Source organism: Pseudomonas khavaziana (assembly GCF_036704165.1).
GTDB lineage: Bacteria > Pseudomonadota > Gammaproteobacteria > Pseudomonadales > Pseudomonadaceae > Aquipseudomonas > Aquipseudomonas khavaziana.
In genome coordinates this window covers 2,644,544-2,657,284 of the sequence record NZ_CP129946.1, presented here as the reverse complement: position 1 = coordinate 2,657,284, position 12,741 = coordinate 2,644,544, and the positions used below count along the sequence as shown (strand labels likewise).

The window sequence follows — 12,741 nt, the reverse complement described above, 5'->3', positions numbered from 1 at the left end:
TGATCCGCCCCATGCGAGCCTTCAAACACCCTACACCGCAAGAATTGACGCTTGAGCGCGTGCTTTACGCCTTGAGCGACCCCGTACGCCTGGACATCGTGCGCTGCCTGGCCGGCGTGCCCGAGGCCAGCTGTGGCGAACTGGATGGCGGGCGGCCTAAATCCAGCATGTCCCACCACTTCCGCGTGCTGCGCGATGCCGGCCTGGTACACACCCGCAATGTGGGCACCACCCATATGAACTCATTGCGTCGCGACGAGCTGGAGAGCCGCTTTCCCGGGTTGCTGGCAAGTATTCTGTCGCAGCAGTAGATAGGCCTGTGCGTCAGGACAACACCGGCTGTAGCAGCGCACCGTCCAGATGCACGCAGTCCTTGCCGTTGCGCTTGGCGCCATACAGGTTCTTGTCCGCCATCTTGAGCACCGTCGACAGGTCGTCGCCCGCTGAAAAACGCGCCATGCCCGCACTGCACGTGTAGTTATGCGGTGCAGCGACACTGCCGCGGATCGACTGCAGTAACGCCAGGGCATAATCGCACGCCAGTTCCGGGTCATCGCCCTGCAACAACACACCGAACTCTTCCCCGCCGATCCGACCAAAACTGTGGCTGCCCTTGGCGTTTTTCAGGCACACGGCCATGGCACGCAGGATCTTGTCGCCCACATCGTGGCCATACAGGTCATTTTTTTCCTTGAAACTGTCGATATCCAACATGATGAAGTAGCCACCCTGACCACCACTGAGCAACTTTTCGAAACTTTGCATAAAGGCGCGCCGGTTGAGGATCGAGGTCAGATAATCAGTCTCGGCCAATGCGCGAAACTCACTTTCCACCAGCAATACCGAGCGCAGGTTCTTCAAGTAGGAGTAACTCAAGATAAAACCAATAGACACCGAAGAAGCACAAAACATCAGCAGATAGACCTCGGTGCCCGCATATATATCGGCCTGCATCGGCGGCCACAGAATAAGCCAGACCAATAGCGCGTCGGCCAGATAATCCTGGACACTGATAAACAAGATGGCGCTGCCCACCACCAGGGTGACGGCCAATGGCAGGCCATAAATGCGCAACTCTTCATTCAAGCGAATGATGTAGGCGAAGCCGACCGACAACAGCACCATATAGGTCACCCCCAGCACCCGCCAAAGCAGAAAGTTGGCGGTCCTGGTATGCACGCGGCAAACAACCAACAGGCCAAGCGTGACGCCCACCGTATAAATATCCAACTGCAGGGCCGGATGAATCAACAACATGCCGACCCAGGCAATAATCCCTATCCATTCGGCTTGCGTCACCGCAGGCGACAGCAAACTGCGCATCCGGGGCCGCAACTTCAAGTTAGCAGGCATCCCCTACGCTCCCATCTCAATAGCATGCAGGCCAACCGCAAATGAAAAGGCCATGAAGCGCTTTACCAGACTGGCGAAAGGTGGCAGTACTTCCAGCCGGGTCTTGGAGTGAGCCTTGAAATAGCCCTTCTCCACACCCTCCTGCACCATGCGGATAATGTGGGTCTTGGACACGGAAAGTTGTTTGGCCAATGCAAGGTAGGACGACGACCTGAAGGTAGTGCGGTCATTGTCCGGCGCAAAGGCATCGTTATAGATAGCCAGCATCAACAGATGCCCGGCATCGCGTTTCACCAGCCAATAACATTCGGGCAGTAACACATCCACCGTCAGTTCAGACGCGAGGATTACGGCAAAACCCTTGAAATAGAGGGCCAGGAACCCGCGATCATCGAGGTCGCGCATCTGCCGGAAAATCTCCCGCTCCGGGTACAGCAGCGCCAACGACTCAGTCAGGGCGGTCAGCATCAAGCGTGCTTCACGGCAAGCTTCATCCGAGGGTGAATACACCCGGAAGCGACTGTCTTCTGGGTGCGGTGCAACCTCCATGAAACCCAGGGCACGAAACAACAGGAAGATTGATTCCAGGCTGTTTTTCGAACAATACCTGCGCGTCACGCACAGGGCCTTAACTTCTGCCAACAATGGCAGCGGGGTGGAAAAGTACTGGCTCAATAACGCAAACGACACCATCAAGCGGCTGTATTTAAGTGCACTCTTGTAGAAAAACGGTCGTCTTGAATAGGGCACGAGCAGCACGTGGTAATGCGCTCTCATGCACGCTTCAAAATCCCTATGACGTTCGAGTGCTTGCGCGGTATTACACATAGCTGACTTCAACGAACTGACACGCATGAAAGAGCCCTGATCAACCAATTATTCCACTGATCTCGGCTACGAAATCCCTGCAGCCAGGCCCCAAAAACAAATCACGTCAAAAACCCTGCCATTAATGGCTTTTTGCCTCGAACGCAATGTACAGCGATTGCCGCACCAGACGTCATCAGTACCAAAGTTGTTCCACATTCAAATCATCTGTGGCCCGCAGTTTCGCGACACCTCTCGTTACATTCTCCCGGGATAGCGACTTATCAACTAATCGATTCAGCACCCTGCGAACCTTCCCTCTCTCGCGACGTCGTAACAGGGCATTGTTGCCAACCACCCACTGCGAGGTGCTCGTTTGAAAGCTGCCGTCCTGAAGAAATACCGCCTGATCATCAAGACCATGGGCTATGTGGGCTGGGCGCTGTTCTGGCTGTTGCTATGGGATGTGGCCGTGACGGTGGACTTCATGCTGTTTCTCACCGCCAAGATCAACTTGCCGCTGATGCCCCTGACCTTGCTGGGTTCGGCGCTGGTGGTGCTGATCAGTTTTCGCAACAGCAGCGCCTACAACCGCTGGTGGGAAGCGCGCACGCTGTGGGGGGCGATGGTCAACAACTCGCGCAGCTTTGCCCGGCAAGTATTGACCCTGCTGGATGACGCTCCCGGTGAGGTGAACCCGGTCAAGTCAACGCTGTTGCGCCGGCACGTGGCCTACGTCAATTGCCTGGCCGCGCACCTCAAGGGCCAGCCGTGCCCGGAAGAAGTGCGGGCATTTATCCCCGCCGAGGAATTTGCGCGCAACGGCGCTACCAATAACTTTGCCAATGACATCCTCACCGGCTCCGCCACCTTGCTGGCCCGCGAATACCAGGCCGGGCGCCTGGACAGCATTCGCCTGGCACGGCTGGAGTCGACCCTGGTGGACCTGTCCAATGCCCAAGGCGGCATGGAGCGTATCGCCAACACGCCGCTGCCCTACCCCTACGTGTATTTCCCGCGGCTGTTCATCTCGTTGTTCTGCCTGATCGTACCGGTGGGCCTGGTGGAATCCCTGGGCTGGTTCACGCCGCTGGCCTCCACGGTGGTGGGCTTCATGCTGCTGGCCATCGAACGCATCGGTACCGACCTGCAAAGCCCGTTCAACTCCAGCGAACACCAGATCCAGATGGAAAGCATCTGCGAGACCATCGAAAAGAACCTGCAGTCGATGCAGCGTGATGCCCTGGGTGCCGAGCACACCGGTTAAACCTGGCCCCTGCCCTCAAGTGCTTGCCCTTGCAGTCGATATACAAGGGTAAGCATGGGCCGCTCAGACTGCAAAACAACACATGCGACGCTCACCGCTACCGTTTCCCCCCTTGCCAAAATTATAAATACCCGCGGGAGAAGTCATGAATATCAAGCAAAAGCTGACCTGGGCGTTTGCCGCCATCGCGTGCCTGCCAGTCATCCTGGTGGCCGTACTGGTGGTGCTGAACCTGCGCGAGGGGGCCCTGGCGAATTTTCTCGATAGCAGTGGCCGCGAAATCCGCCAGATCGACAATGGCATGAAGCAGTTCTTCGACGGCATCAGCCAGAACGTCGAGTACGTGGCCAAGGACCCGCGCGTTGTCGCGGCCAAGGGCCTCAAAAGCTACGCCGGCGCCGATGCTGCACAAATCCCGCTGACACCGACCAATCAAGAACTGCTGGCGATTTTCGACCAGTTCGCCAAGAGCCATCCGAGCACCGCCTACCTGTCCCTGGGCTTGAAGGACGGCGGCTATGCCAGTTGGCCTGACGACACCAAGCTCACTCATTACGATCCGCGCGTACGCCCCTGGTACCAGGCCGCCATCGCCGCGCCAGGCACCACCGTGCGCACTGGCGCCTATTACTGGGCGCCGGATGACGTCTCCCTGATCGGCACCGTGCACACCGTCGCCGACGCCAGCGGCAATATCCTCGGCGTGGTCGGCCTGGATGTGTCGCTCAAGCAGCTGACCGAACTGGTCCGCAACATAAAGCTGGGCGACAGTGGCTACCTGATGTTGGTGGAAGCCAACGGCAACGTGCTGGTCGACCCCAGCGATGCCAAGCACAACTTCAAGCCGCTGGCGGACCTGGGCGCCAACTACGCCGAATTGGCCAAGCGTGGCGACGGCGTGAGCCAGATCGACATCGACGGCGTGCCGTACATGGCCAACGTAGTCAGCTCCCAAGGGCTGGGCTGGCGCTTTATCGGCTTGATCAAGCGCGACGAAGTCATGGCCGGCGCCACCCGCCTGACCTGGTTGATCGCCGGCATCGCGGCGATCCTCGCCCTGGTGTTCGCGATCGTCGGCGCAAGCTTTGCTCGAGTGATCGTGCGGCCGATTCGCGGCGTGGCCGACGGCCTGCAAGAGATCGCCGAAGGCGAAGGCGACCTCACCCGCCAACTCAAGGTCCAGGGCAAGGATGAAACCGCCAGCCTGGCGGGTTGGTTCAACCAGTTCCTGGGCGTGATCGCACAACTGGTGCAGCGCATCGGCAATGCCTCCTCCGACCTGCAAACCGCTGCTGCCGACACCAGCGAAGTGGCGCGCAACATGAATCAGGCCGCCGGGCGCCAACGTGAAGCCGTGGAACTGGTCAGCACCGCGTTCAACGAAATGGTGGCCACCGCCAACGAAGTGGCGCGCTCATGCAGCGCGGCAGCGACGAGTGCCGATGAAGGCTACCGCGATGTCCACAACGGCCAGCAACATATCGGCGAAGCCACCACCAGCGTGCACAAACTGAGCGCGGACCTGCAGAAGTCGACCCAGACCATGGAGTTGCTCGAGCAGGACAGCAAGAACATCAACACCATCCTCGACACGATCCGTTCCATCGCCGAACAGACCAACCTGCTGGCCCTTAACGCCGCCATCGAAGCTGCGCGGGCCGGCGACCAGGGCCGCGGCTTTGCCGTGGTGGCCGATGAGGTTCGCGCCCTGGCCCGTCGCACCGCGGACTCCACCGGTGAAATCGACAGCCTGCTCGGCAACCTCGCCCGCCGCACCCAGGAAGTCACCCAGCAGATGCAGGGCAGCCTGCTGGTGTCCCACGCCAGCGTCGAACGCATCCAACAGGCCCGCGACAGCTTTGACAAGATCCGCGGCTCGGTGGACTCGATTCGCGACCAGAACACCCAGATCGCCACCGCCGCCGAAGAGCAGCACCAGGTCGCCGAGGAGATCAACCGCCACATCGCGCAAATCCATGCCGATGCACAACTGGTCGAAGAGTTTGCCCACTCGGCGCAGACCGGCTCTGGCCGATTGACGGATATCTCCGGGCAACTCAAGGGGCTGGTCGGTCGCTTCAAGTTCTGACCTTGGCACTGGCTCACTCAAGCCGCTTACGCCATTTGGCGCAAGCGGCTTTTTGCTGTCTGGGATAATCGCAGGATTTGTAAGAGTGCATTACCGAGCTAAATGTACTAACTGGTTACTTATCTTGCTAAAATCCGGCCCCTGCCTTTCCTCACTCGAGTTCTGATCGACATGAAACGAGCATCGCGCGCCGCTGGCGCCTCTAGATTCTTACTGCTGGGCCTGGGCGTCATCATCGCCCTGCTCGGCCTCGCGCTGGCCATCGGCGGCGTCAAACTGGTGAGCCTGGGAGGCTCCTGGTACTTCCTGATCGGCGGCGCGGTCATGGCGATTGCAGGGCTGTTGCTCGCTGGTCGCAAACCGGCCGGCGCCTGGCTGTTCGCGGCCTTCCTGGTCGGTACGGCCATCTGGGCCATAGCGGATGTAGGGCTGGTGTTCTGGCCGCTGTTCTCGCGACTGTTCATGTTCGCGGTCATCGGTATGGTGGTAGCGCTGGTGTACCCGCTGCTCGTCAACCAACGTGCGCGGGGTGCCTATGGCGTCGCCGCCGTGTTGGCCGTGGGCGTGGCGGTAGCGGCAGGCAATATGTTTGTCGCCCACCCGAGCGTGGCGCCCACCGGCGCTGGCCCGGGCATCACCCCGGTAGCTGCGGCCGATACGCAGAAAGACTGGGCGCACTACGGCAATACCGAAGGTGGCAGCCGTTTCGCCGCGCTGGACCAGATCAATCGCGACAACATCGACAAGCTCAAGGTCGCCTGGACCTATCACACCGGCGACGTGGCCCTCAGCGACGGCAATGGTGCCGAAGACCAGCTGACGCCCTTGCAGATCGGCAACAAAGTGTTTATCTGCACGCCGCACAACAACTTGATCGCGCTGGATGCCGACACCGGCAAAGAGTTGTGGAAGAACGAGGTCAACGCTAAATCGGCGGTCTGGCAGCGTTGCCGGGGCATGGCGTATTTCGACGCCACTGCACCCATTGCCCAGCCTACCCAACCCAACAGTTCGCCGATCATTGCCGCCAGCGTGCCAGCCGGCGCGCAGTGCCAGCGTCGTCTGCTGACCAACACCATCGACGCACGCCTGATCGCGGTGGACGCTGACACCGGCAAGTTCTGCGAAGACTTTGGCACCCATGGCCAGGTTGACCTGAAAGCCGGCCTGGGCAATGTGCCGGACAGCTACTACCAGCTGTCCTCCGCGCCGCTGATTGCCGGCACCACCGTGGTGGTCGGTGGCCGCGTCGCCGACAACGTCCAGACCGACATGCCCGGTGGCGTGATCCGTGGTTTCGACGTAATCAGTGGCCAGATGCGCTGGGCGTTCGATCCGGGCAACCCTGAGGACAAGCAGGCTCCGACGGGCGACAACACCTACGTGCGCAGCACCCCGAACAGCTGGGCACCGATGTCCTACGATCCGCAGATGAACACGGTGTTCCTGCCGATGGGCAGCTCATCCACCGATATCTACGGCGTGGAGCGCACCGCGCTCAACCACAAATATGGCGCTTCGGTGCTGGCGCTCGACGCCTCCACCGGCGCTGAAAAATGGGTGTACCAGACCGTCCACAATGACCTGTGGGACTTCGACCTGCCGATGCAGCCCAGCCTGATCGACTTCACCCCGCCAGGCAGCGACAAGGCAGTACCCGCCGTGGTGATCGGCACCAAGGCCGGGCAGATCTATGTGCTCGACCGCGCCACCGGCAAGCCGTTGACCGACGTGCAGGAAGTGCCGGTCAAGGCCGCCAACATCCCCAACGAGCCTTATTCCCCGACCCAGCCCAAATCCGTGGGCATGCCGCAGATCGGCGCACAGACCCTGACCGAATCGGACATGTGGGGCGCCACCCCGTATGACCAGTTGTTGTGCCGCATCGACTTCAAGGGCATGCGCTACGACGGCCTGTACACCGCACCGGGCACCGATAAATCCCTGAGCTTCCCGGGCTCCCTGGGCGGCATGAACTGGGGCAGTATCTCCACCGACCCGGTGCACGGTTTTATCTTCGTCAATGACATGCGCCTGGGCCTGTGGATCCAGATGGTTCCGTCGCAGAACAAGGCGCAGACCTCCTCCGGTGGCGAAGCACTGAACACCGGCATGGGCGCCGTGCCGCTCAAGGGCACGCCTTACGCAGTGAACAAGAACCGCTTCCTGTCGGTGGCCGGCATCCCCTGCCAGGCGCCGCCGTTCGGCACCTTGACCGCCATCGACATGAAGACGCAAAAGGTCGCCTGGCAAGTACCGGTGGGCACCGTTGAAGACACCGGGCCGCTGGGCATCCGCATGCACCTGCCGATCAAGGTGGGCCTGCCGACCCTGGGCGGTACGCTGTCGACACAAGGTGGCCTGATCTTTATCGCCGGCACCCAGGATTTCTACCTGCGCGCCTTCAACAGCGGCAACGGCGATGAAATCTGGAAAGCCCGCCTGCCGGTCGGCAGCCAGGGTGGACCGATGACCTATGTGTCGCCGAAAACCGGCAAGCAATACATCGTGGTCACCGCCGGTGGCGCACGCCAGTCCACCGACCGTGGCGACTACGTGATCGCCTACGCCCTGCCGTAACCCCTCTGTTCGCGCGGTGCTCCGGCACCGCGCTCTGTGCCTGGAACCCTGCGCATGACCCCTACTGCTCATATCTCCTTTGGCCGCCTGGTGCTGGGCCTGGCCCTGGCTGCCGCCCTGCCCGCTCAAGCCGACGACACGACCCTGACTGGCGACTGGGGTGGCCTGCGTCGCGAACTCGACGCACAAGGTGTGCGCTTTACCGGCGACTACAGCGGCGAGACCGCCTACAACGCCCACGGCGGCCAGCATCGCTCGGCGCGCTACTCGCAAAACCTCAAGCTCGGCGTGCAGTTCGATCTGGGCAAGCTCTACGGTTTCAACAATGGCGACCGTATCCAGCTGACCATCAATGACCGCCGCGGCAACAGTGCTTCCGAGGATCTGGTCGGCAACCGCCTGCCGATCCAGGAAAACTACGGTGGCCTCTACACCCGCCTCACCGAGCTGAGCTACGAGCGCACGCTGTTTACCCCTGCGCTGAATGTGAAGCTCGGCTATATGGCCATGGGCAACGACCTGGGCGGCCTGGACAGCGGCATTCTGTGCAACTTCATGAACGCCGGTTTCTGCGGGCATCCGCTGAACATGTCCGGCGGCAGCGGTTGGGCCAACTACCCTAATGCGCACCTGGGCGCGCGGGTGAAATACGATTTTTCGCCCAACTGGCAGCTGCGGGTGGCGGCGTTCAATGTCGACCCGTCCAGTAACGGCAACGCCAGCCGCGCCTGGCATGTGGGGCCCAAGCACACCACCGGTACCGTGGTGCCCATCGAGCTGATCTACAAGCACGCAGGCGCCCTGCCGGGCGAATACAAGCTGGGCTATTACTACGACAGCTCCGATGTGAAGCGTATCGGCAGCAATAAGAAGGTCAGCGGCCGTGGCGGCCATTACCTGCTGATCGATCAGGCCGTGTGGGCTTCCGGGTCATCGGAAGGTCGCAGCCTGCACGCCTTTGGCCAGTACTCCGCCGCCAGCGAAGCGGCGTCGCCATTCACCAAGTGGTATGGCGCGGGCGTGGTGCTGTACAAGCCGTTCGAAGGTCGCCCGCGGGATACGGTCGCCCTGGGTTATGGCCGTGCGGTACCCAACCCCCGCAGCCGCGATGTGCAGGAGCTGGCAGCGTTCAACGCAGGCACGGCCTACCCGGACCTGGACACAGCCGAACAGCTGATCGAACTCAGTTATGGCTACCAGGCCACGCCATGGCTGACCCTGCGCCCGGATGTGCAATACATCATCGAGCCGGGGGCGTTTTCCGGTGACAACATCGACAACGCGCTGGTGCTGGGCCTGCAGGTCAAAGCGGTGTTCTAACGTCTGCTTCAGCCGGCGCCCAGGGATTTGCCACGGCCACCGTTCTTGAGCATCGACGGGTTGATCCCAAACTGCTTGCGAAACGCCGTGGCGAAATGACTGGCGTTGGCATAGCCCAGATCCGAGGCGATGCGCATTACCGATTCATCGCCGTTCATCAAGCGGCTGCGCGCCTGGATCATGCGCATCTGCTGGAACACGCCGTAGACGCTGTTGGAGAACAGTTGGCGAAACCCGCGGGTAAGCTTGGGCTGGCTCAAGCCGGATTCGCGGGCCAGCTCCGACAGGCTCGGCGCCTTGCCCAGATCCTCGAGCAAACGATCCCGAGCCCGCACCAGCCGCTGGCGGTCAGTGTGGCTGACCCGACAGGTGCACTCAGCGTCCTGGCGTGCCTGCAGGAACAGGCTCACCAGCGTGACACTTTGCCCGTATAACCACAGGCTGCTGCGTGGCTGGGCCGGTGGCAGGCTGGTGCCTTGATCCATGGCCAGGCCAAGCATATGCGCAGTGGCGCTCATTTCACCGCTGCGATGGCCGTCGAGAAAGCAATGCTCGCAGGCCAGCGCCTTGTGCAGCAGCGGGTCGAGTTTCAGCTCCCACTGGGCCAGCAGTTCGGGGCGGATCATGACGGTGATGTTGTCGATCTCGCCGTGCTGGTGATAAAGGCCATGGCGGCAACGGCCATAGCTGATGCTGCCCGCGCCCTCGTCAATCGCGTAGCGGCGTTGCCGACGCCCATCGCGAAAGCTGCACGCGGCCTTGCCCTTGAGCAGGTTGGTGAAGCTGAAGTGAATGCACTCGCTGTCGTCCTGCAACGGCAGTTCCATCGGCTGCTCGAAGCGACTCTGCCAGCGCACGATATCCAAGCCTTCCTGCAGTGTCATGCGGGTGACCCGGCAATGCGCCCCTGGCCCGAGATCGCTTCCATAGCCTCCCGTAATGATTCGCGAGACCGGCATCGGCTCCCCTGCGCCTCCTTGAACGGCTGACATCGTAAATCTCCTGGCTGACCGGATACGGCTCGAATCAGATCACATCGGGGTAGATGTGCGCAATTGATAATTATTAGCATTTGGCGCGCCGCAAACGCTGCGCCAAACCGCCGCTGCCCCTGTGCACCGCGCGCCGATCAGAATTCTCAGTCAAGGTCCCATCATGTCTGCACGATGCAACACGACGGCTACCCGCCAATCTTGCTACAAATGTAATACTATAACAATAGCGATTGCACTGACACTGTCTCCACCAGCCTTCGCCGCCGCCAGCGAGCCCCTGCAATTGCCCGCCTCGACGGTGACCGCGCGGATGGCCAAGGAAGACCCCAAGGAAGTGCCGATCAGTGTCAGTGTCACCAGCGGCGAAGAGCTGCGCAGCCAACGTCTCGACACCCTGGAAAGCGCGCTGCGCAACACCTCCGGGGTCAGCGTCAATTCCTCAGGTGGACCGAATGATTTCAATGTGCTGATCCGCGGCGTGGGCTCGCTGTACCAGATGTCCATGGATGACAGCTCGGTGGCGTTCAACATCGACGGCGTGCCGGTATCGTCGCGCAACCTGGGCTTCGGCACCCTCGATGTCGACCGCATCGAAGTGCTCAAGGGCCCCCAGGGCACTCTGTCCGGTGCGATTGGCCAGGCCGGCGCGGTGAATATCACCACCCGCCAACCCACACGTGAACTGGAAGGTTATGTGCGTGGCGAAGTCGGCCAGCAAGGCCAGTTCCTCACCGAAGGCGCCATTGGCGGGCCGCTCAGTGACAGCTTCAGCGGCCGCCTGGCGGTGCGCCGTGCCGGCTACGACAGTTGGATCGACAACGACCAGACCCACCACCCCATCACCAAACCGCGCAATGAAGCCTATCGCGGCAGCCTGCTGTGGGACCTCAACGATGACACCCACATACTGTTCAGCGCCGAACGCCAGCAGACCGAACGCGCCACCAACTCCCTGGTGCTGCGCCCCTACGGCAGCCACCCGAGCCTGGACCTGAGCCCCGGCCTGTTCGACGACAACAACAAGACCACCGAGCGCTACACGATCAAGGTAGAGCATGACTTCGCCAACAGCCGCCTGACCTCCACCACCGCCACCGGCACCGCCGACTTCACCGGCTTGATCGCCTACGACAGCAAGTTGATGGGAGCGCTTTATGGCACGCCCGGCGAGTTCTGGGTGGTGGACAAATCCTTCGAGCGCAGCTGGAGCCAGGACCTGCACCTGGGCTCACTGCCCGACGCTGACGTGTTCTGGGTCGCAGGCGTCGCCGCCAGCCGCAACGAGCGCAGCTACGACACCCCGCGCAATACCTACGGTACCTCCGGCGCCAAGTTCCGCGACTTCACCACCACCACCTATGCCGGCTACGGCGAAGTGACGTTCCCGCTGACCGAACGCCTGAAACTCACCACCGGTTATCGCCACTCCTGGGACCGCAAGACCTACGACGGCCAATACTTTGCAGGCTCGAGCGCCGTGGATGACTCACGCAAACTCACCGACCATTACGGCACCGGCCGCGCCGCCCTGAGTTACGCGATCACCGCGCAGACCAACATCTACGTGCAACTGGCGCGGGGGTATAAATCCGGCGGGTTCAATGACTATGCATCCCAGGTCAGCGACAGCGCGCCCTACAAGGCCGCCGTCAGCAAGGCCGCTGAACTTGGCTTCAAGAGCGAAACAGAGGACCGTCGCGGCAGCCTCAATGGCGCGCTGTTCTACACCCGTGTGCACGACGACCACTTGCTCGGCTACGACGCCGCGACCTTCGCCACCAACGCCTTCAACGCCGACACCCGCACCCGCGGCGCCGAGCTGGAGGGCAGCTGGCGCTTCGACTACGGCCTGACCCTGGCCGCCAGCGCGACCTACCTCGATGCCAAGATCACCAGCGGTGTGCAAGGCATCCAGGCCGGCGACGTTGCCGCCGGCAACCGCACCCCGGATGTGCCACGTTGGAGCGGCAACTTTAACGCCAGCTGGAAACATCCTTTGGGCAGCCTCGCCAGCCTCGGCGAAACCACCCTCAACACCAGCCTCAACTACCACCTGGTGGGCGAACGCGCGGCCGATCCGCAGAATCACTTCAATCTGGATAACTATGAAAAGCTTGACCTGAGGGTGGGGCTGGAGAGCAAGTTTGGCGAGGTGTATGCGTTTGCCGACAACCTGTTGAACCAGACGTATGACACCTATGGCTTCTACAGTGACCCGGTGGCCTATGGTGGGCCATCACGTCGGCGTACCTTGGGCGTGGGCTATACCTATCAATTCTGAACTGACGCGATTCAGCCGGCTGTCCTGAGTTCAAATGTGGGAGAGGACT

At 61.4% G+C, this 12,741-nt stretch carries 9 protein-coding genes and 1 pseudogene; 7 read left to right on the top strand and 3 right to left on the bottom strand.

The window, feature by feature from the left end:
- The first annotated feature begins 11 nt into the window (after window positions 1–11).
- Window positions 12–311 (top strand): ArsR/SmtB family transcription factor, encoded by a 300-nt coding sequence (locus QYQ93_RS11890; protein ID WP_217882227.1) that lies wholly within the window; start codon window positions 12–14, stop codon window positions 309–311.
- Window positions 312–324: 13 nt separating this feature from the next.
- Here the strand turns inward: QYQ93_RS11890 and QYQ93_RS11885 are convergent, their stop codons facing one another.
- Both QYQ93_RS11885 and QYQ93_RS11880 read right to left on the bottom strand, forming a co-directional pair.
- Window positions 325–1,353, bottom strand: a complete 1,029-nt coding sequence (locus QYQ93_RS11885; protein WP_338477014.1) for a GGDEF domain-containing protein — start codon at window positions 1,351–1,353, stop codon at window positions 325–327.
- 3 nt (window positions 1,354–1,356) lie between these two features.
- On the bottom strand, window positions 1,357–2,208 hold the full coding sequence (locus QYQ93_RS11880) for a hypothetical protein (protein WP_173664483.1): 852 nt from the start codon (window positions 2,206–2,208) through the stop codon (window positions 1,357–1,359).
- Window positions 2,209–2,536: 328 nt separating this feature from the next.
- On the opposite strand from QYQ93_RS11880, the gene QYQ93_RS11875 reads away from it, so the two are divergent.
- From QYQ93_RS11875 to QYQ93_RS11860, 5 genes and pseudogenes are all read left to right on the top strand, one after another.
- Entirely contained in the window at window positions 2,537–3,427 is an 891-nt protein-coding gene (locus tag QYQ93_RS11875; protein ID WP_043051023.1) for a bestrophin family protein, read from the top strand.
- Window positions 3,428–3,572: 145 nt separating this feature from the next.
- A pseudogene (locus QYQ93_RS28570) lies at window positions 3,573–4,649 on the top strand (cache domain-containing protein); the annotation flags it as partial.
- 99 nt (window positions 4,650–4,748) lie between these two features.
- Complete coding sequence (locus QYQ93_RS28565; protein WP_371851117.1) at window positions 4,749–5,516, top strand: methyl-accepting chemotaxis protein; 768 nt, start codon at window positions 4,749–4,751, stop codon at window positions 5,514–5,516.
- A 171-nt stretch (window positions 5,517–5,687) separates the two neighbouring features.
- Entirely contained in the window at window positions 5,688–8,096 is a 2,409-nt protein-coding gene (locus QYQ93_RS11865; RefSeq protein ID WP_338477012.1) for a glucose/quinate/shikimate family membrane-bound PQQ-dependent dehydrogenase, read from the top strand.
- A gap of 54 nt (window positions 8,097–8,150) precedes the next feature.
- Complete coding sequence (locus QYQ93_RS11860) at window positions 8,151–9,416, top strand: carbohydrate porin (RefSeq protein WP_338477010.1); 1,266 nt, start codon at window positions 8,151–8,153, stop codon at window positions 9,414–9,416.
- Between the two features lie 8 nt (window positions 9,417–9,424).
- Here the strand turns inward: QYQ93_RS11860 and QYQ93_RS11855 are convergent, their stop codons facing one another.
- On the bottom strand, window positions 9,425–10,300 hold the full coding sequence (locus QYQ93_RS11855) for an AraC family transcriptional regulator (protein ID WP_338477009.1): 876 nt from the start codon (window positions 10,298–10,300) through the stop codon (window positions 9,425–9,427).
- A 421-nt stretch (window positions 10,301–10,721) separates the two neighbouring features.
- Here QYQ93_RS11855 and QYQ93_RS11850 point away from each other — a divergent pair, with 421 nt between their 5' ends.
- Entirely contained in the window at window positions 10,722–12,692 is a 1,971-nt protein-coding gene (locus QYQ93_RS11850) for a TonB-dependent receptor (RefSeq protein WP_338477008.1), read from the top strand.
- The last annotated feature ends 49 nt before the right edge of the window (window positions 12,693–12,741 follow it).